Below are 19347 nucleotides of genomic sequence, written 5' to 3' on the forward strand. Positions count from 1 at the left end.
CGTTATCGCTGCATGGGCTGCCGCATGGCCCATCGCTTGCTACTTCCGCGCGTGGCCGGTGTTCCGCAGTTTAGCCCACGATCTTGCCTGTCCCGTTCGACGCGTCGCCTTGCGCAACTGGATTCGCCAAATACGACATAGTCCCGCCCATAATCGCCGACCGGTCGCACCGAACTCAACGTTTTGCGACAACTCCTGTGTGATTCAAGCCCTTTACGTCTGACCTGTGCCGTCCCCGTCTAGGATCGTTACACAGCTTCGGCGCCTATGTTGCGCCGCATGATCGCTCCCCCGGATGACATATGCGCAAGGCAAGATTTGCATCGTTCTGGCACGGCCCGGAACTTTCTCCCTATGAAGTCGCCTGCCTAAGTTCGTTCACGCAGTACGGCAGCGAGGTCGCGCTTTATAGCTACGAGCCGATCGCCGGATTGCCGCCCGGCGTAGCCGCGAAGGACGCGACCACGATATTGCCGCGCGATTCGCTGAACGACTTCCCGATTTGCGGGGTGCCGTCGATGCAGCATTTCACCGACTATTTCCGCTTCGTGATGTTCACGAAGACCGACGAGATCTGGGTCGACACCGACATGCTGCTGCTTCGTGATTTCGATCTCAACGCCAAGGGCGATCTGATCGGCCGGGAAAACCAGACGAGCATCTGCAATGCGATTCTGAGGCTCGATCCTGATCAGCCGCGCTTGCACGAGGCAATCGAACGGATCGAAGCGATGAAAGGCACCGCACTGAAGTGGGGCGACACCGGCCCTCGTCTGTTGACCGCCGTCTACGGCGTGAGGGCCGGGCTTCCCGAGAGCCTGTTCTATCCGGTGCATTTCAACGATTACTACAAGGTGTTCCTGCCGCGCTATTTCGAAGAGTGCGCGGCGCTCTGTTCCGACACGTACACGCTGCATCTGTGGAACAACCGGGTCGTCAAGATGGGGCTCTTCAAGCGCATCGGGCCGCCCGTCGGGTCGTTCCTGCATCACTTGTTCGAGCAAACCGGCGCCAACGAGCTGTTTCGCGAGTTTTATCCGGCGAGCGTAATGCAGGCGATGATCGACAACGCGGTGGAGAAAGTCGGCAGCGACGAAGGCGTGCGCAAGCTGCTGCGCGTCGGCGTGCCGATGGTCACGACGGCCATCGCGCGCAGACTCGGCGCCTGAGTTCGCCGCTTCAGTTCGCAGCGCCCCTGCCTGAGCCCTGCGCCTGCTCCAGCACGAAGTCGATGAACGTCGCGGCCGCGCGCGTGTGGTGCCGGTTCGGCATGTACAGCATGTACATGTGGGTGCCGAAGATGCTGAGCCGCCAGGCATCGAGCGCGGTCAGCACCGCGCCGCGCTTCAGATCGTCCTGCACCACATAGTCGGGTACGAGTCCGACGCCCAGACCGGCCAGCACCGCCTGCCGTAAAAATAGAAAGTTCTCGGAAATAATCGTCGGTTCGAGCAGCACTTCATGACGCTCGTCGCGCAAATATGCGGCGAGCCGCAACTGCTTGCCGATCACGGCCGCGGTAATCAGCGGCGCGGCGCGCAGGTCGTCGAGCGTCGCGGGCATGCCGTGCGTCCGCGCGAATTCGGGGGATGCGCAGGCCACGTACCGGACCGGCCCCATGTCCCGCGCGACGAGGTTTTGCGGCGGCTCCGACATCACGCGCACCGCGATGTCGATTTCGTCGCGCATCAGATCCTCGACGCGGTTCTCGAACATCACGTCTAGCACGATGCCCGGATACAACCGCTTGAACGCGATCAGCCAGTCGGACATCACGAGCTGGCCATAGCCGCTCGGCACGCTCAGCCGCACCCGCCCCTGCAGGCTCTGGCCCAGCGTCGCCACCGACTCGCGCGCGGCCAGCAACGCGTTGCGAATAGTGCGGCCGTGCTCGTAGAGCCGTAGACCGATCTCGGTCGGCTCGACGCGGCGCGTGGTGCGCCGCACCAATTGCAGGCCCACGGAACGCTCGAGCTGGTTCAGGTGATAGCTAACGTTCGCGCGGCTCATCTTGAGCCGGCGCGCCGCTTCGCTCAGATTGCCGGCGTCGAGGATGTCGACGAGCAGGGTCAGCGAGTTGACGTCCATGGCCGCGTCGTTGTCAAAATAATTTTGACAGTCTGTCAATCAACCATGTGATTGTCAATGAACGTTGACCACTCCAGAATGGGACGATCCGGCGCAATTCGCCACCCTGGATACGGAGACACCCACGATGAACCAATCCCCTTCAGCCGACGTCGTCACGCGCGAATTGCGCGGCAAGGTACTGCTCGTCACGATCGACCACGCGCCGGTCAACGCGCTCTCGGCCGAGGTGCGGCGCGGCCTGCTGGACGCGATCGAAGCCGCCGACGCCGAGCGCGCCGTCGAAGCCGTGCTGATCGTCGGCGCGGGGCGCAACTTCATCGCCGGTGCCGATATTCGCGAGTTTGGTAAGCCTCCGGTGCCGCCTTCGCTGCCGGAGGTGTGCAATCGCATCGAGGCCTGCGGGAAACCCGTGATTGCCGCGTTGCATGGCGCCGCGCTCGGCGGCGGGCTCGAAGTGGCGCTCGCCGCGCATTACCGGATTGCCGTGGACGGCGCGAAACTTGGCCTGCCCGAAGTGCAGCTCGGTCTGCTGCCCGGCGCGGGCGGCACGCAACGCACGCCGCGCCTGATCGGCGCGCCGGCCGCGCTCGATCTGATCCTGAGCGGCCGTCATGCGAGCGCGAAGGAAGCGCTCGCGCTCGGTCTGATCGACCGTCTCGGCGACAGCGGCGACATCCTCGCCGAAGGACTCGCCTACACGCACGAACTGCTCGCCGCGCACGCGCCGGTGCGTCGTACGCGCGACGCCGCCGCATTGAGCGATCGCGCCGCGAGCCTCGCCGCCGTCGCGAAAGCGCGTGACGAAACCGCGAAGAAAGCGCGCGGCCTGTTCTCGCCGCTGAAAATCGTCGACGCGGTCGAAGCCGCGATCGAACAGCCCTTCGACGAAGGCCTGAAGTTCGAACGCAAGCTGTTCCTGCAATGCCTCGACAGCCCGCAGCGCGCAGGTCTCGTGCACGCGTTCTTCGCCGAGCGCGAAGTGCTGAAAGCGCCCGAAACGCGCGACGCGAAACCGCGCGCGCTCGGGGCGATCGGCGTGATCGGCGGCGGCACGATGGGCGCGGGCATTGCGGTCGCGGTGCTCGACGCGGGTCTGCCCGTCACGATGATCGAACGCGACGAAGCGTCGCTCGCGCGCGGCCGCGCGCACATCGACAAGGTCTACGACGGGCTGATCGCCAAGGGCCGCCTCACCGCCGAGAAGAAAGCCGCGACGATGGCGCGCTGGAGCGGCAGCACGTCGTACGATGCGCTTGCTCACGTCGACCTCGTGATCGAAGCCGTGTTCGAAGATCTCGGCGTCAAAAAGGCCGTATTCGCCGAGCTCGATCGTGTCTGCAAGCCCGGCGCGGTGCTCGCGACCAACACGTCGTATCTGGATATCGAAGCGATCGCGGCCAGCACCTCGCGCCCCGCCGACGTGATCGGTCTGCACTTCTTCTCCCCCGCCAACATCATGAAGCTGCTCGAAGTCGTGGTGCCGAAGCAGGTCAGCGCCGACGCCGTCGCGACCGCGTTCGAGCTCGCGAAGAAGCTGCGCAAGACGCCGGTGCGCGCGGGCGTGTGCGACGGATTCATCGGCAATCGGCTGCTCGCCGTCTATCGCGCCGCCGCGGACGCGCTGATGGAAGACGGTGCGTCGCCGTATCAGATCGACGCGGCCGTGCGCGCGTTCGGCTTGCCGATGGGCCCGTTCCAGGTGGTCGATCTCGCGGGCGGCGACATCGGCTGGGCGGCGCGCAAACGCCGCGCGGCCACGCGCGACCCGAACGCACGCTACGTGCAGATCGCCGACCGCCTGTGCGAGCGTGGCTGGTTCGGCCAGAAGACCGGCCGCGGATTCTATCTGTACCCCGAAGGATCGCGCGGCGGCATGCCCGATCCCGAAGTCGAGGCGATCATCGACGCCGAACGCAAGCGCGCGGGCGTCACGCCGCGCAGCTTCACCGACGAGCAGATCATGCGCCGCTATATGGCCGCGATGATCAACGAAGGCGCGAACGTCGTGCACGAAGGCATCGCGCTGCGCCCGCTCGACGTCGACGTGACGCTGCTGTACGGCTACGGCTTTCCGCGCTACCGCGGCGGTCCAATGAAATACGCGGATAGCGTCGGGCTGGCGACGATCCTCGCCGACATCCGCGAGTTCGCGAAGGAAGACCCGCTGTTCTGGCGGCCGTCGCCGCTGCTCGTCGAACTGGTCGAGCGCGGAGCGGATTTCGCGAGCCTGAACACGACGGCCTGAGCCGCCACGAACCGGACGGAACGACTGCGATGGATCTGAACTTCACCCCCGAAGAAGAAGCGTTTCGCGCCAGCGTGCTGGCGTTTTTGCGCGACAAGCTGCCGCGAGGCCTCGCCGACAAGGTGCACGGCGGCCGGCGTCTGACGCGCGACGACATGGCCGGGTGGCACGCGATTCTGAACGCGCAAGGCTGGCTCGCGAATCACTGGCCGAAGGAGTTCGGCGGCCCGGGCTGGAACGCGGTGCAGAAGTTCATCTTCGAGAACGAATGCGCGCTGGCCGGCGCGCCGCGCGTCGTACCGTTCGGCGTCAACATGCTCGGGCCGGTGCTGATCAGGTACGGCAGCGACGCGCAGAAGCGTCACTGGCTGCCGCGCATTCTCGATGGTTCCGACTGGTGGTGCCAGGGCTATTCGGAGCCGGGCGCGGGCTCCGACCTTGCGTCGGTCAAGACGACGGCGGTGCGCGGCAAGGATGCGCAGGGCGAACACTACATCGTCAATGGCCAGAAGACGTGGACCACGCTCGCGCATTACGCGAACATGATCTTCTGCCTCGTGCGCACCGCGACCGACGTGCGCAAACAGGAAGGCATCAGCTTTCTGCTGATCGACATGAACACGCCGGGCGTCGAAGTGCGGCCGATCATCACGCTCGACGGCGAGCATGAAGTCAACGAAGTGTTTTTCACCGACGTGCGCGTGCCTGCCGACAATCTCGTCGGCGAGGAGAACAAGGGCTGGACTTACGCAAAATATCTGCTTACGTACGAGCGCACCAATATCGCGGGCGTCGGCTTTTCGGTCGCCGCGTTCAATCGTCTGCGCAAGATCGCCGCGAAACAGCTCCGCAATGGCCGGCCGCTCGCCGAGGATCCCGCGTTCGCGGCACGCATGGCGCGCGTCGAGATCGACCTCGAGAACATGAAGACGACCAACCTGCGCGTGATCGCGGCCGTGGCGGGCGGCGGCGTGCCCGGTGCCGAGAGTTCGATGCTGAAGATTCGCGGCACCGAAATCCGTCAGGAAATCTCGTCGCTGACGCGGCGCGCGATGGGCGCTTATGCGCAGCCATTCGTCGAGGAAGCGCTGTACGAAGGCTTCGATGGCGTGCCGGTCGGCCCGGACGAAGCCGCGAGTGCCGCGTCGCAGTACTTCAATAATCGCAAGCTGTCGATCTTCGGCGGCTCGAACGAAATCCAGAAGAACATCATTTCCAAAATGATCCTCGGACTGTAAGAGGCGCACGTCATGAATTTCCAGCACACCGAAGATCGCCGCATGCTGGCGGATACGCTGAACCGGTTTATCAGCGAGCAGTACGGCTTCGCGACGCGCGACCAGATCGCGCGCTCGACGCAAGGCTTCAGCACCGATCTGTGGGCGCGCTTCGCGGAGCTTGGCGTGATCGGCGCACTGTTCGATGAAGCGAGCGGCGGTTTTGGCGGCGGCGGCTTCGATATTTCCGTCGTGTTCGAGAGTATCGGCCGGGGGCTCGTCGTCGAGCCGTTTCTCGATACGCTGATCGTCGGACGGGCGATCGCTCGCAGCGGCAGTGACGCGCAAAAAGCGGCGCTCGGCTCGTTGATCGACGGTTCGCGAATCGTTGCGCTCGCGCATGGCGAACCGGACAGTCACTACGAACTGGCTCGGGTCGCAACGACGCGCGCGCGGCGCAGCGTTGAGGGCAACAGCGGCGTGTGGACTTTGCATGGCGCGAAGGCCGTCGTTCAGCATGGCGAGCATGCTCAGGTGTTCCTCGTCTCGGCACGCACGAGCGGCGAGGAGGATGCCGAAGCTGGCATCACGCTGTTTCTGGTGCCGGGGGACGCGGCGGGAGTGAGCGTGCGCGGCTATCGGAAGATCGACGGAGGACGCGCGGCCGAAGTGACGCTCGACAATGTCACGCTCGGCGACGACTCCGTGCTCGGCTCAGTGGACCAGGGCTTTGCGACGCTCGAATATGCGGTGAGCTGCGGCGTGCTCGCGCTGTGCGCGGAAGCCGTCGGCGCCATGGACGTCGCGAAAGACTACACGCTCGACTATCTGCGCACGCGCAGGCAGTTCGGCGTGCCGATCGGCAGCTTCCAGGCATTGCAGCATCGCATGGCCGATTTGCTGCTCGAAATCGAGCAGGCGCGCTCGGCAGTGATCAATGCGGCGGCAGTGCTCGATGGTGAACGCAATGCGCGCGAGCGCGCGGTGTCGGCGGCGAAGTACAGCATCGGCCGCATCGGCACGCGAGTCGCGGAGGAATGCATCCAGCTGCATGGCGGGATCGGCATGACCTGGGAGTTGCCGCTTGCGCATTACGCGAAGCGGCTCGTGATGATCGATCATCAGCTTGGGGATGAGGATCATCATTTGGAGCGGTTCGTGGCGCTGGGGGCTGCGGTTTCGCTCGCGCAGGTCTGATCATGAGGCGACCTGCTTGACGGAGACGAGCGGCGTCGCAGTTATCCGCGACGGGCAAGAAAAAAGGACTTACGGCTTTCACCGTAAGTCCTTTTTGATCTTGGTCGGGGCGAGAGGATTTGAACCTCCGACCACCTGCACCCCATGCAGGTACGCTACCAGGCTGCGCTACGCCCCGAACAGAAGAAAAATTATAACAGACACTTCATTCGATTAGAACTGCCCGACACGAACAAAACGAACGAGCCGATGGAACTAGTGGCCCAGCAGATCGATTACGCTCTGCAGTTCCTCGCGCAACTTCTCGACATCGACAGCAACCGTTGCCGCCGATGCCTGCACCTGCCCCGCGGCTGCGCCGGCGGCCTCACCCTCTTCGACCGCCGCTTCCGGCCCACCGCCGCTATGCGAATCGAGCCGGTTGCGCGCCCCGTTGATCGTAAAACCCTGCTCGTACAGCAACTCTCGAATCCGCCTGATCAGCAGCACCTCGTGATGCTGATAATACCGACGATTGCCGCGCCGCTTGACCGGCCTCAACTGGGTGAACTCCTGCTCCCAGTAACGCAGCACGTGGGGCTTCACGCCGCAAAGTTCGCTGACCTCACCAATCGTGAAGTAGCGCTTCGCCGGAATCGGAGGCAAGACGACTTTTTCGATCGTCGCTGTCATCGTCAGTTAGCCGTGATGGGTTGCCCGGAAGCGCGCCAGTCGATCAGCGCGCGAAGCTCGCTTCGGCGCCGTTTTCGACGAGCGCCTTCAGCTTTTGACTTGCATGAAACGTCACCACGCGACGCGCCGCGATCGGAATCGCCTCGCCCGTCTTCGGATTTCTGCCGGGACGCTGCGGCTTGTCGCGCAACTGGAAGTTGCCGAAGCCCGACAGCTTGACGCTGTCTCCGCTCTCGAGCGCATCGCGGATCACCTCGAAGAACGCCTCGACCATGTCCTTCGCTTCCCGCTTGTTGAGCCCGACATTGTCGAACAGCAACTCGGCAAGTTCCGCCTTGGTGAGCGTCGGCGTTTCATTGGAAACGACGGCGGGTGATGTCGGAATTTCTCGAATCATGGCGCTGCGTTGCGCCGTAAGAAGGGCTTCGAAATCACTCGAGTTCATTTCATTCATATCTATCAAATGGCGCGCCAAGCGTAAAACAATGGATGCGGAAACAGCCGTGCAAATGATAAATGCGGGTTATCCGCGCAACCGTGCGCCATATACTCGAGCCAGACGTTCCACCAGAGTTTGAATAGCCAGATCGACCGTTTCATCCTGAAGGGTTCCGCCAGTATCTTGCAAGGTCACCCGGAACGCAAGGCTTTTCTCGTGCGCGGCCAGACCACCGGAAGTGTTTGATTTTGGACGAAATTCGTCGAAAAGTGCAATCTTCTGGACAGCCTTGCAGGCCGGCTCGGACTGGGCCTTCTGCAGCTCGTCGAGCAGCGCCTGAACCTCGATTTTCTGATCGACGACCACCGCAATATCACGTCGTACCGGCGGGAATTTTGAAACTTCCGACGGAATCGGCAATACCCGCTGCATTAATGCTTCCGCTTCGATTTCAAACAGAATCGGCGCATGCGGCAAATCATATTTTTGCATCCAGCGCGGATGCAATTCGCCAATCCAGCCCACTGCGCGACCATTCAATTCGATACGCGCGCTGCGTCCCGGATGCAGCGCCGGATGCTCGGCCTTCACGAACCGCGCGACCGCCGGTGCGACCAGCGCTTCGATGTCGCCCTTCACGTCGAAGAAGTCGACAGCACGCGCCGGTGCGCCCCACTGCTCGTCGAGCGCGGGACCATAAGCGAGCGCGCCGATCATCTTCGGCTGCGCGAAACCTTCGACGGTCAGCTCGCCGGCCTTGATCGACGGATCGTGCAGGAACACGCGGCCCGCTTCGAACACGCGTACACGGTCCGCCGCGCGACGGTTCAGGTTCGTGCGCAGCACATGGATCAGGCTGCCGAACAGCGTCGTACGCATCACCGACAGCTGGCTCGCGATCGGGTTGATCAGACGCACCGGGTTGCTGTTGCCTGCGAAGTCCTGCTCCCACTCGGCATCGACGAAGCTGAAGTTCACCGTTTCCGCGTAGTCGCGCGCGGCGAGTGCATGCCGGATCGCGTGGATCGAGCGTTGCGTCTCGTTGGTCGGGCGCATTTCGCTGGTCGCGACCGGCGGGCGCGCCGGAATCTTTTCGAAGCCGTAGATACGTGCGACTTCTTCGATCAGGTCCTCTTCGATTTCGATATCGAAGCGGTACGACGGCGGCATCACCGAGAACGTATCACCGTCGCGCTCGAACGACAGGCCGAGGCGCGTGAAGATCTGTGCGATTTCATCGGCGCCGATCGCGACGCCGATGATGCGGTTCGCGCGCGAAACGCGCATCTTCACGGGCGCGCGCTTTGGCACGTTGACGATCTGATCGTCGACCGGACCCGCTTCGCCGCCGCATATGTCGAGGATCAACTGCGTGATGCGCTCGATATGATCGACGGTCGTCGCGTAGTCGACGCCGCGCTCGAAGCGATGACCTGCATCGGTCGAGAAGTTGTACTTGCGCGAGCGGCCACGAATGCTATCGGGCCACCAGAACGCGGCTTCGAGATAGATATTGGTGGTGTCGAGCGTGACCGCGGTGCTGTCGCCGCCCATGATGCCCGCGAGGCTTTCGATATGCTGCTCGTCGGCGATCACGCCGACCGTTTCATCGAGCTCGACCGTGTTGCCGTTCAGCAGCTTCAGCGTTTCACCCTTGCGGCCCCAGCGCACCTCCATGCCGCCGTGGATCTTGTCGAGATCGAACACGTGCGACGGACGCCCCAGCTCGAGCATCACATAGTTCGAGATGTCGACGAGCGCGGAGATGCTGCGCTGGCCTGAGCGCTCGAGGCGCTCGACCATCCATTGCGGCGACTTCGCGCGCGCATTGACGCCGCGGATCACTCGGCCCGAGAAACGGCCGCACAGATCGGGCGCCGAGATTTTCACGGGCAGGGTTTCATTGAGCTTGACTGGAGCCGGCTTGATGTCGAGCGGGCGCAACGGCGCGCCGGTAATCGCCGACGTTTCGCGCGCGACGCCGAAAACCGACAAACAGTCGGCCTTGTTCGGCGTCAGCTTGATTTCAAAAACGGTGTCGTCGAGGTTGAGGGTCTCGCGGATGTCCTGGCCGATCGGCGTATCTTCCGGCAGGATCATCAGACCGCTGTGATCTTCGGAGAGCTTCAGCTCGCGCGCCGAGCACAGCATGCCCTGGCTTTCCACGCCGCGCAGCTTCGACAGCTTGATCGCGAACGGTGCGCCGCCCTCTTCGGCCGGCGGCAGTTGCGCGCCGACCAGCGCGACCGGCACCTTGATGCCGGGCGCCACGTTCGGAGCGCCGCATACGATGTTCAGCGTCGCGCCGGTGCCGGCGTTGACCTGACACACGTTGAGCTTGTCCGCATCCGGGTGCTTGACGACTTCCAGCACCTGGCCGACGACGATCTTCGAGGTCGGCGGCGCGGCCGGCCGCAGGTCTTCGACTTCGAGACCCGCCATCGTCAACGCGTGCGACAGCTCGTCGGTGGTCAGTCGCGGATCGACAAAAGTTCTGAGCCAGGATTCCGGAAATTGCATGGTTCTGTGTACGTTCTGATCAGGTTAGGTCCACGTCCGGCAGGTGCTTCGTAAAGCCGGTAATCTCTTCGTAAAGCCGGTGATCTTGCGCCGGTTCAGCGAGCTCTGCCGGGGACGCTCGCGGTGCGCACCGGGTGCGCTACCGCGTTCTATGCTTTGTCACGCTCGTGCGCGCCGGTTCATGCGAATTGACGCAGGAAACGCAGGTCGTTTTCGAAGAACAGGCGCAGGTCCTGCACGCCGTAACGCAGCATCGTGAGACGCTCGAGGCCGCTGCCGAAAGCGAAGCCGATGTAGCGCTCCGGGTCCAGACCCATGTTGCGGATCACTGTCGGATGCACCTGGCCGGAGCCCGAAATTTCGAGCCACTTGCCCGCGTTCTTGCCCGTTTCGAACTGCATGTCGATCTCGGCCGACGGTTCGGTGAACGGGAAATACGACGGTCGGAAGCGCACGAGAATGTCGTCGCGCTCGAAGAATTTTTTCAGGAAGTCGGTATAGACACCCTTCAGGTCCGCGAAGCTGATGTTTTCGTCGATCCACAGGCCTTCGACCTGGTTGAACATCGGCGAATGCGTGGCGTCGCTATCCACGCGATACGTGCGGCCGGGCACGATCACCTTGATCGGCGGCGTGTTGGTACGCGCGTAGCGTACCTGCATCGGGCTCGTATGCGTACGCAGCAGCAGCGGGCGGCCGTCGGCGTCCTTGCCGTCGACGTAGAAGGTATCCTGCATGGAACGCGCCGGATGGTTTTCCGGGCTGTTCAGCGAGGTGAAGTTGTACCAGTCGGTTTCGATCTCGGGGCCGTCGGCCACGTCGAATCCGATCGTACGGAAAATCTGCTCGACGCGCTCCCAGGTGCGCATCACTGGGTGCAGGCTGCCTGCATTGGCGCCGCGGCCCGGTAGCGTGACGTCGATCGCTTCAGCGGCGAGGCGCTGGTTCAGAAGCGCGTCGGCGAGCGACTGACGACGTGCCGTCAGCGCCGCTTCGACCTGTTGCTTGACGAGGTTGATCCGAGCGCCTTCTGTCTTGCGCGTTTCAGGATCGAGTTTGCCAAGACCCTTCAACAGCTCGGTCAGCGCACCCGCCTTACCGAGAAAGCGCGCTTTCTCGTTCTCGAGGGTGGTGACGTCGGGGGCTTCTGCGAAGGCTTTTTGCGCGTCGGCGACAATCTGGTCCAGATCCATTGATCCCATCATTTCAACGTCAGTGTTCTATCGAAACAAAACTGGTTCTACCAACAAAAACGGGGCTCGGTGAGGAGCCCCGTTTTTGTTGCAGCGTCACCGAGACGACCGGATGTTCGCTGCAACGAACCACGCAGTTTTAATTGCCAGAAGCGCAATCAGGCTGCAACGGCGGCTTTCACCTGCTGAACGATCGCAGCAAAAGCAGCCTTGTCGAACACAGCCATGTCGGCCAGCACCTTGCGGTCCAGTTCGATCGACGCTTTCTTCAGGCCGTTGATGAACACGCTGTACGTCATGTCGTGCTGACGCACCGCCGCGTTGATACGCGTGATCCACAGTGCGCGGAACACACGCTTCTTGTTGCGGCGATCGCGGTAGGCGTACTGGCCTGCGCGCATGACCGCCTGCTTGGCGATGCGATAGACGTTATTGCGACGGCCGCGGTAACCCTTGGCCAGCTTGATGATCTTCTTGTGACGGGCCCGTGCGGTAACCCCACGTTTTACTCGAGGCATGTTTCGCTCCTATGAGTGTCGGTTAAGGGTTAAGCGAACGGCAGCATTGCGCGAACGGAGTTCAGATCGGAATCATGAACTGCCGTGGAGCCGCGCAGATGGCGTTTGTTCTTGGTGGTCTTCTTGGTAAGAATGTGACGCTTGAAGGCCTGACCGCGCTTGACGGTACCGCCCGGACGCACCACGAAGCGCTTTGCAGCGCTCTTCTTGGTCTTCATCTTCGGCATGACAACTCCATTATTAGATGGACATGGGTGTGCGGTCGGCCAGATGACCATTTCCCGCCCTTCGAAACCCATTCCACTTGGTATGCAGACCGCCGATACCGCCAGCGGCCGCTTTTCGGGAACGACTGCGCGCTTGCATGCGCGACGTTCCGAAACTTTCCAACACCGCGCTGGACACCTAGCACAGCATCAAACAACCTTGCGCTACCGGAGCGCGGGCCACATGGCACGCCGCCGCTCCGGCCAACTGCTTCGTGCTTACTTCTTTTTCTTCGGAGCGAGCACCATGATCATCTGGCGCCCTTCCATTTTCGGCATCTGCTCGACCTGACCGACTTCGTCGAGATCGGTGCGCAGGCGTTCGAGCATGCGCATGCCGATTTCCTGGTGAGCCATTTCGCGGCCACGGAAACGCAACGTGATTTTCGTCTTGTCGCCGTCTTCGAGGAAGCGGACGAGGTTGCGCAGCTTGACGTTGTAATCACCGTCGTCAGTACCCGGGCGGAATTTGACTTCCTTGACCTGGATGACCTTCTGCTTGAGCTTGGCCTCGTGTTGCTTCTTCGCTTCCTGGTACTTGAACTTGCCGTAGTCCATCAAGCGGCAAACCGGCGGAACCGCCTGCGGGGCGATTTCGACCAGATCCACGTCCTGCTGTTCCGACATGCGGAACGCATCAGCGAGTTTCACGATGCCGAGCGGTTCGTTCTCGACGCCGACCAGTCGCACCTCGGGTGCTGTAATTTCACCGTTGATGCGGTGCGCAGACTTATCAGTAGCGATGTTACGTTTCCTCTAAAAATTAAAAAAAACGAGCCGGGTACCAAGTGGATTAGTTGAACGACTGCACGTCCTGGCGCAGACGCTCAATGAAGGCGTCAACAGGCATCACACCCATATCGACACCGCCACGGGCACGCACGGCTACCGTTTGCGCTTCACGCTCCTTGTCGCCGACCACCAGTAGGTACGGCACCTTTTCCAGCGTGTGCTCGCGTATTTTATAGCTAATCTTCTCGTTGCGCAAATCAGCCTCGACTCTAACCCCTTGTTTTTGCAACGATTGGGCTAGCGACTGCGCATATTCGGCCTGGCTTTCCGCGATATTCATCACGACGACCTGCATCGGCGCGAGCCAGGCGGGCATTGCACCAGCATGGTGCTCGATCAGAATTCCGAGGAAGCGTTCCATCGATCCGACAATTGCCCGGTGCAACATAATCGGGCGACGGCGACTGTTGTCTTCGGCGACGTATTCGGCGCCCAGACGCTCCGGCAGCACCATGTCGAGCTGCAGCGTACCGCACTGCCACGATCGGCCGAGCGCGTCCTTGATGTGATACTCGACCTTCGGGCCATAGAACGCACCCTCGCCGGGCAGTTCTTCCCACGTGACGCCGCAGGCCGTCAGCGCCTCGCGGAGCCCCTGCTCCGCGCGATCCCACGTTTCGGCGGTACCGGCGCGCGCATCCGGACGCAGCGACAGCTTGATCTCGACGTTGTCGAAGCCGAAGTCGCGGTAGACGCTCATCGCCAGTGTATTGAACGCGATCGATTCGCTGATGAACTGGTCTTCAGTACAAAAAATATGGGCGTCGTCCTGCACGAAGCCGCGCACGCGCATCAGACCATGCAGCGCGCCCGACGATTCGTTGCGATGGCACGAACCGAACTCCGCGTAACGCAGTGGCAGATCGCGATACGAGCGCAGACCGTGGTTGAACACCTGTACGTGACCGGGGCAGTTCATCGGCTTGATCGCGTAGTCGCGCTTTTCCGACTCGGTCGTGAACATATTTTCACGATAGTTTTGCCAATGTCCTGAGGCTTCCCACAGCGAGCGGTCCATGATCAACGGCGTCTTGATTTCAAGGTAGCCGGCGTCGTTCACGCGACGGCGCATGTACTGCTCGACCTGCTGCCACAGCGTCCAGCCGCGCGGATGCCAGAAAACCATGCCCGGCGACTCGTCCTGCATGTGGAACAGGTCGAGCTGCTTGCCCAGCTTCCGATGGTCGCGCTTTTCGGCCTCTTCGAGCATGTGTAGGTACGCTTCCTGGTCTTCCTTCTTCGTCCAGGCCGTGCCGTAAATGCGCTGCAACTGCTCGTTCTTCGAGTCCCCACGCCAGTAGGCACCCGCGACTTTCATCAGCTTGAAGACCTTGAGCTTGCCCGTGGACGGCACGTGCGGGCCACGGCAGAGGTCCGTGAAGCCGCCATGCGAGTACAGCTTGATTTCGTCGCTGGCCGGGATCGATTCGATGATTTCGGCCTTGTACTTTTCGCCGATGCTCTTAAAGTACTCGACCGCTTCGTCGCGCGACACCACGCGACGCGACACCGGCTCGTCCTTCTTCGCGAGCTCCTGCATGCGTTTTTCGATCTTTTCGAGGTCTTCCGGCGTGAAAGGACGGTTGTACGAGAAGTCGTAATAGAAGCCGTTGTCAATGACCGGGCCGATCGTAACTTGCGCTTCGGGGTACAGATCCTTCACCGCATACGCGAGCAGGTGCGCCGTCGAGTGGCGGATGATATCGAGTCCGTCCGCGTCCTTCTCCGTGACGATGGCGAGCGCCACGTCGCGATCGATCAGCGCGGAGGTATCGACCAACTCCCCGTCGATCTTTCCGCCGAGTGCGGCTTTCGCGAGGCCGGGGCCGATCGAAGCGGCCACTTCGGCGACGGTCACCGGATGCTCGTACTGTCGAACAGAACCGTCAGGCAAACGTATCGAAACCATTGCGTTCTCCGTGGTGCCGACCGGCGGCGGCACATACAACCAGGGTCAAAAAGACAAAAAAAATGCGGCCCCGCTTTCGAGGGGCCGCATTCACATTTTATGCAAACATCACTGGCGAAAGTGGTCCTCGACTAGCGTCGTTCCGAAGTGGTTTCGGTCAACGTTCGCGGTGTCATAACCGTATTCGCCTCTTGCGCTCCAAGCGCTTACTGCAGTTTGCGAAACCCCGGCGAAGCCGGAATTTCATTTCGTTGGTAGGCTCGATTGGACTCGAACCAACGACCCCCACCATGTCAAGGTGGTGCTCTAACCAGCTGAGCTACGAGCCTGAAGAAACGAGAGTATATGGGGTATATCGCAGCTTGGCAAGTACTTTTATGCAGCGACTTTAATTCGTCTCGCCGTCAGCAGGCCTTTTTTCAATCGTCCCGGCCTCAGTTCTTGCGCGTCGCCCGCACCACTCCCGTGATTTCGCCCAGCAACGTGCACGCGCGCTGGATCTGCGCAGAGCTCGATACCTCGACGGTAAATTGCATGAACGCGGCATTGCGGCGCGATTGCGTCTTCACGCCGATCACGTTCATCTTTTCCCGCGCGAACACTTCGGAGATATCACGTAGCAAGCCCTGTCGGTCCGTCGCCTCAATGCTGAGATCGACCGGGTAGACGGACTGGCCGCGGCCGCTCATCACGTCAGCCGACCACGCGGTCTGCAGCACACGCTCCGGCGCGCGCTCTGCCATGCGGCGGAACGTTGCGCAGTCACTGCGATGCACCGACATGCCCTTGCCGCGCGTGACGAAGCCGCAGATATCGTCGGGCGGCGCGGGGCGGCAGCAGCGCGCGAGCTGGGTGAGCAGTGCATCGACGCCGACCACCAGCACGCCGGTAGACGCGCCGCGCGCGACGCTCGCGCCACTGCTGCGTTTCTCGAATTTTTCCGGTGCCTCGACCTCGGGCTCGGGCGGCGGCGCGTCGTGCAGCGCCTGCTCGACGAGCCGCAGGCTGAATTCCTCCTTGCCGACCACGGAGAACAGGTCGTCGGTGGTCTTGAAACCAAGCCGCGCGGCCAACTGATCAAGATTGACCGAGGTCTTGCCTTCGCGCTGCAGGGTTTTTTCAACCATCGCGCGACCGTTCGCGATGTGCTCCTGCAACTCGACCGCGTTGAACCACGCGCGCACCTTCTGCCGCGCTCGCCCACTTTGCAGATAGCCAAGTTGCGGATTGAGCCAGTCGCGCGACGGACCGCCCTCCTTCACCGCCACGATCTCGACCGTCTGGCCGTTCTGCAATGCGGTGTTGAGCGGCACCATCACGCCGTCGACGCGCGCGCCGCGGCAACGATGCCCAAGCTCGCTGTGCAGGTGATACGCGAAGTCGATCGGCGTCGCGCCGTGCGGCAACGGAATCACGCGCGCCTGCGGCGTCAGCACGTAGATGTGATCGTCGTCGAGCGTCGCCTGGCGCAACTGCTCCCATGGCTGCACCGCGCCCGCTTCGCCATGCTCACCCTCGGACACCTCGTCCTTCCATGCGAGCAGCTGTCGCAGCCAGGCGATCTTCTCGTCGTATTTCTCGCTCGCGGTGAACGTGCCGCCATAGCCGCGCGCACCCGCTTCCTTGTAGCGCCAGTGCGCGGCAACGCCGTATTCGGCGAAGCGATGCATTTCCTGCGTGCGGATCTGCACTTCGAACGCGCGGCCGTCGTCGCCGATCACGACCGTGTGCAGCGACTTGTAGCCATTCGGCTTCGGCCGGGAGATGTAATCGTCGAACTCCTTCGGTACCGGCTGCCACAGGTTGTGCACGATGCCGAGCACGGTGTAGCAGTCCTTGATGTCCGGCACGATCACGCGAAACGCGCGCACGTCGTACAGCTCCGCGAAGTCGAGCTGCTTGCCGCGCATCTTGCGCCAGATGCTGTAGATATGCTTCGGCCGGCCGCTCACTTCGGCGCGGATATGCGCGGCGGCCAGCTCCTGCTGCAGGCGTTCGATTGCCTGCGCGACATAGCTCTCACGCTCGACGCGCTTCTCGTCGAGCAGCTTCGCGATGCGCTTGTAGGTGTCCGGCTCCTCGAAACGGAACGCGAGATCCTCGAGCTCCCACTTCAATTGCCAGATGCCGAGGCGGTTTGCGAGCGGCGCGTAGATATCGAGCGTTTCGCGCGCGACGTCCGGCGACGGCGTGATCTTCGCGGCTGCGTAGTAACGCAGCGATTGCAGCCGCGACGCGAGGCGGATCAGCACGACGCGAATGTCCTGCGCGAACGCGAGCAGCATTTTGCGCAGCGCCTCGACTTGCGCGCGGCGCGCAGCCTGCGCGTCACGCCCGGCCTCGGGCATCGCGTTTTGTGCCGCACGCAAACTGACCGTGCCGAGCCGCAGCAGCTTGCGCACGTCGCCGACCAGTTGCGCGACTTCTTCGCCGAAGTTGTCGGCGATCACCCGCTCCGGATCGTGCAGATGCGGTGTTAGCGCGAACAGCGCCGCGGCCAGCACCGCCGGCGGATCGACGTTGAGCTTGCGCATGATCGACGCGGTGCCCGCCGCGTGATCCGCGAGCAATTCGCCCGACGACAGCCGCACCTCGCCCGCATGTTCGCGCACGAACGCCATCGCTTCGTCGAAGGAACGATGGGGGTGAGGCGCGTTCGGAACGGTTTCGGTATTCATGGTGCGACGGCCCGCCGGGCCAGACGATTCAACGGAAAATCAGCAACGGTGCGGCCTCGCAACCGCAAGTCAGCTGCGCTGCGCCGCGATCACGACGATTTCGACGAGGCACTTCGGATTCGCGAGCTTTGCCTCGACGGTCGCGCGCGGCGGCGTGTCGCCCTGCGCGACCCACTCGTCCCACACGGCGTTCATGCCGGCGAAATGCGCCATGTCCGAGATATAGATCTGCACCGACAGCAGCAGCGACTTGTCGCTGTTCGCTTCAGCGAGCAGACGGTCGATGTGGCCGAGCACTTCACGCGTCTGGCCGGTGATGTCCTGATCGTCGTCCTCGGCGATCTGACCCGCGAGGTACACAGTGCCGTTGTGCACGGCCATTTCCGAGAGACGCTTGCCGACGTGATAACGAATGACTGCCATGAAATGTCCTGAGCTGAGGGTTGATCGAACTACATGCCGCACGACACTGCTGATAAAAGCTTCATGCGGAACTCAATATTATGACCCGTTCGCGGCCGAACCGATGAAGAACTCCCTCGCGAGCGCGATCTGGTCCGCCGCGAGAAACGCCGGCGCATGACCGACGCCCGCGATCTCCACGCTCGCTACGGCACGCCCGGCCGCCACCATCTTTGCGACCGTTTCACGCGACAGCAAATCCGAATGCTCGCCGCGCACCACGAGCACCGGCCCCTGAAACGACGCGAGCGAATGCCACAGCGCCGCCTCGCCGAGCTTCGCCGCTTCCTCGGTGACCGCCGCGAACGGCTGGGCGATGCGCGGGTCGTAGCGCAGCACCCACGCGCCGTCGTCTTCGCGCAACAACGGCGTATTGATTTCGCGCCATTCGTCAGGCGTCAGCGGGCCGAAGCCCTGCGCGAGTTGCGCCGCGTAGTCGACACCCTGCTGCAGCGTATCGAAGCGCGCGGGCTTGCCGAGGTAATCGCCGATGCGCTTGACCGCGACCGGCTCCAGATGCGGCCCGACGTCGTTCAGCAGCAGCTTGCGGATCGGGGTGTCCGGCAGACCGGCGAGCCCCATACCGATCAGGCCGCCCATCGAGGTGCCGAACCAGTCGACGGTGTCGACGTCGAGCCGCGCGATCAGCGTGACCATGTCGGCGACGTACTGCGGCACCGCATATAAGTTGGGGTTCGCGAGCCACGACGACAAGCCCCGGCCAACCACGTCCGGGCACACCACGCGATAGGTTTCCGCGAAGTTGGCAGCGAGCCGGTCGAAATCGCGCCCCGATCGTGTCAGTCCGTGCACGCACAGCAGCACGCGCGGATTGTCCGGATCGCCCCACTCGGTGTAGGCGACGCGATGCAGGCCGGCAGCGCTCGCGCACTGCACGTAACGTTGACGCGGCTCGGGCCGCCCGGTGGGGGAAGCGGAAGTCGTTGCGCTCATCTGGTGTCCTTGCAAAGACGCTGCGGATTGGGCTGCGAACGATTGTAAACCGCTTCGTCGCGCGGCAAGCATCGGCCAGAAGGCGTAGGAAGGTTGTGCAAACCGTCCGGCGCATCCGGCGCCGCGCGCCAAAAAAATAGAACGGGCAAGACTCGCGTCTCGCCCGTCCGAAAACATCGTTGCCGCCGCGCGGT

The 19347-nt window shown here is 62.7% G+C and carries 16 protein-coding genes and 2 tRNA genes; 4 read left to right on the top strand and 14 right to left on the bottom strand.

Annotated elements, in window-relative coordinates; genetic code table 11:
• Positions 1–302 precede the first annotated feature (302 nt).
• Complete coding sequence (locus VSR82_RS03635) at positions 303–1169, top strand: hypothetical protein (RefSeq protein ID WP_429458643.1); 867 nt, start codon at positions 303–305, stop codon at positions 1167–1169.
• 10 nt (positions 1170–1179) lie between these two features.
• Here VSR82_RS03635 and VSR82_RS03640 read toward each other — a convergent pair whose 3' ends face one another.
• Positions 1180–2088 (bottom strand): LysR family transcriptional regulator, encoded by a 909-nt coding sequence (locus VSR82_RS03640; protein WP_368586516.1) that lies wholly within the window; start codon positions 2086–2088, stop codon positions 1180–1182.
• Between the two features lie 127 nt (positions 2089–2215).
• Here VSR82_RS03640 and VSR82_RS03645 point away from each other — a divergent pair, with 127 nt between their 5' ends.
• From VSR82_RS03645 to VSR82_RS03655, 3 genes are read left to right on the top strand one after another with little or no spacing between them, the layout of a single operon-like run.
• Positions 2216–4336, top strand: coding sequence for a 3-hydroxyacyl-CoA dehydrogenase NAD-binding domain-containing protein (locus tag VSR82_RS03645; protein WP_429458641.1), 2121 nt, complete (start codon positions 2216–2218; stop codon positions 4334–4336).
• Between the two features lie 29 nt (positions 4337–4365).
• Positions 4366–5574 (top strand): acyl-CoA dehydrogenase family protein, encoded by a 1209-nt coding sequence (locus VSR82_RS03650; RefSeq protein WP_429458639.1) that lies wholly within the window; start codon positions 4366–4368, stop codon positions 5572–5574.
• 12 nt (positions 5575–5586) lie between these two features.
• Positions 5587–6750: an acyl-CoA dehydrogenase family protein gene (locus VSR82_RS03655; RefSeq protein WP_429458637.1), complete on the top strand. Its 1164-nt coding sequence runs from the start codon at positions 5587–5589 to the stop codon at positions 6748–6750.
• A 101-nt stretch (positions 6751–6851) separates the two neighbouring features.
• Here VSR82_RS03655 and VSR82_RS03660 read toward each other — a convergent pair.
• The 13 genes from VSR82_RS03660 to VSR82_RS03720 form a co-directional block, all read right to left on the bottom strand.
• Positions 6852–6928 (bottom strand) — tRNA-Pro (locus VSR82_RS03660).
• Between the two features lie 77 nt (positions 6929–7005).
• Positions 7006–7422: a MerR family transcriptional regulator gene (locus VSR82_RS03665; protein WP_368586520.1), complete on the bottom strand. Its 417-nt coding sequence runs from the start codon at positions 7420–7422 to the stop codon at positions 7006–7008.
• A 43-nt stretch (positions 7423–7465) separates the two neighbouring features.
• A complete protein-coding gene (locus VSR82_RS03670) occupies positions 7466–7876 on the bottom strand; it encodes an integration host factor subunit alpha (RefSeq protein WP_176108086.1) in 411 nt (136 codons plus the stop codon).
• Positions 7877–7945: 69 nt separating this feature from the next.
• Positions 7946–10381 (bottom strand): phenylalanine--tRNA ligase subunit beta, encoded by a 2436-nt coding sequence (pheT, locus tag VSR82_RS03675; RefSeq protein WP_429458635.1) that lies wholly within the window; start codon positions 10379–10381, stop codon positions 7946–7948.
• Positions 10382–10560: 179 nt separating this feature from the next.
• Positions 10561–11574: a phenylalanine--tRNA ligase subunit alpha gene (gene pheS, locus VSR82_RS03680; protein WP_018435256.1), complete on the bottom strand. Its 1014-nt coding sequence runs from the start codon at positions 11572–11574 to the stop codon at positions 10561–10563.
• 158 nt (positions 11575–11732) lie between these two features.
• Positions 11733–12092 (bottom strand): 50S ribosomal protein L20, encoded by a 360-nt coding sequence (gene rplT / locus VSR82_RS03685; protein ID WP_006052502.1) that lies wholly within the window; start codon positions 12090–12092, stop codon positions 11733–11735.
• Positions 12093–12121: 29 nt separating this feature from the next.
• The gene (gene rpmI / locus VSR82_RS03690) at positions 12122–12319 is read right to left on the bottom strand and encodes a 50S ribosomal protein L35 (RefSeq protein ID WP_006052501.1); all 198 of its coding nucleotides are present in this window, start codon (positions 12317–12319) and stop codon (positions 12122–12124) included.
• Positions 12320–12577: 258 nt separating this feature from the next.
• Positions 12578–13102, bottom strand: coding sequence for a translation initiation factor IF-3 (infC, locus tag VSR82_RS03695; protein WP_075643713.1), 525 nt, complete (start codon positions 13100–13102; stop codon positions 12578–12580).
• 49 nt (positions 13103–13151) lie between these two features.
• The gene (thrS, locus tag VSR82_RS03700) at positions 13152–15059 is read right to left on the bottom strand and encodes a threonine--tRNA ligase (RefSeq protein ID WP_410847798.1); all 1908 of its coding nucleotides are present in this window, start codon (positions 15057–15059) and stop codon (positions 13152–13154) included.
• A 252-nt stretch (positions 15060–15311) separates the two neighbouring features.
• Positions 15312–15388: transfer RNA gene (locus VSR82_RS03705), tRNA-Val, on the bottom strand.
• Between the two features lie 105 nt (positions 15389–15493).
• The gene (locus VSR82_RS03710) at positions 15494–17737 is read right to left on the bottom strand and encodes a RelA/SpoT family protein (RefSeq protein WP_429458632.1); all 2244 of its coding nucleotides are present in this window, start codon (positions 17735–17737) and stop codon (positions 15494–15496) included.
• A gap of 69 nt (positions 17738–17806) precedes the next feature.
• Positions 17807–18160 carry a RidA family protein gene (locus tag VSR82_RS03715; RefSeq protein ID WP_018435253.1) on the bottom strand — a complete coding sequence of 118 codons (354 nt, stop codon included), beginning with the start codon at positions 18158–18160 and terminating at the stop codon, positions 17807–17809.
• Positions 18161–18238: 78 nt separating this feature from the next.
• Entirely contained in the window at positions 18239–19153 is a 915-nt protein-coding gene (locus VSR82_RS03720) for an alpha/beta fold hydrolase (protein WP_429458630.1), read from the bottom strand.
• Positions 19154–19347: the final 194 nt, after the last annotated feature.

Origin of the sequence: Burkholderia sp. JPY481 (genome assembly GCF_038900515.1) — a bacterium.
Lineage (GTDB): Bacteria > Pseudomonadota > Gammaproteobacteria > Burkholderiales > Burkholderiaceae > Paraburkholderia > Paraburkholderia youngii.

Bases quoted from the DNA above. Each gene is read 5' to 3' on its own strand.
- VSR82_RS03635 (WP_429458643.1), top strand. From the start codon at position 303: ATGCGCAAGGCAAGATTTGCATCGTTCTGGCACGGCCCGGAACTTTCT.
- VSR82_RS03640 (WP_368586516.1), bottom strand. From the start codon at position 2,088: ATGGACGTCAACTCGCTGACCCTGCTCGTCGACATCCTCGACGCCGGC.
- VSR82_RS03645 (WP_429458641.1), top strand. From the start codon at position 2,216: ATGAACCAATCCCCTTCAGCCGACGTCGTCACGCGCGAATTGCGCGGC.
- VSR82_RS03650 (WP_429458639.1), top strand. From the start codon at position 4,366: ATGGATCTGAACTTCACCCCCGAAGAAGAAGCGTTTCGCGCCAGCGTG.
- VSR82_RS03655 (WP_429458637.1), top strand. From the start codon at position 5,587: ATGAATTTCCAGCACACCGAAGATCGCCGCATGCTGGCGGATACGCTG.
- VSR82_RS03665 (WP_368586520.1), bottom strand. From the start codon at position 7,422: ATGACAGCGACGATCGAAAAAGTCGTCTTGCCTCCGATTCCGGCGAAG.
- VSR82_RS03670 (WP_176108086.1), bottom strand. From the start codon at position 7,876: ATGAATGAAATGAACTCGAGTGATTTCGAAGCCCTTCTTACGGCGCAA.
- pheT (WP_429458635.1), bottom strand. From the start codon at position 10,381: ATGCAATTTCCGGAATCCTGGCTCAGAACTTTTGTCGATCCGCGACTG.
- pheS (WP_018435256.1), bottom strand. From the start codon at position 11,574: ATGGATCTGGACCAGATTGTCGCCGACGCGCAAAAAGCCTTCGCAGAA.
- rplT (WP_006052502.1), bottom strand. From the start codon at position 12,092: ATGCCTCGAGTAAAACGTGGGGTTACCGCACGGGCCCGTCACAAGAAG.
- rpmI (WP_006052501.1), bottom strand. From the start codon at position 12,319: ATGCCGAAGATGAAGACCAAGAAGAGCGCTGCAAAGCGCTTCGTGGTG.
- thrS (WP_410847798.1), bottom strand. From the start codon at position 15,059: ATGGTTTCGATACGTTTGCCTGACGGTTCTGTTCGACAGTACGAGCAT.
- VSR82_RS03710 (WP_429458632.1), bottom strand. From the start codon at position 17,737: ATGAATACCGAAACCGTTCCGAACGCGCCTCACCCCCATCGTTCCTTC.
- VSR82_RS03715 (WP_018435253.1), bottom strand. From the start codon at position 18,160: ATGGCAGTCATTCGTTATCACGTCGGCAAGCGTCTCTCGGAAATGGCC.
- VSR82_RS03720 (WP_429458630.1), bottom strand. From the start codon at position 19,153: ATGAGCGCAACGACTTCCGCTTCCCCCACCGGGCGGCCCGAGCCGCGT.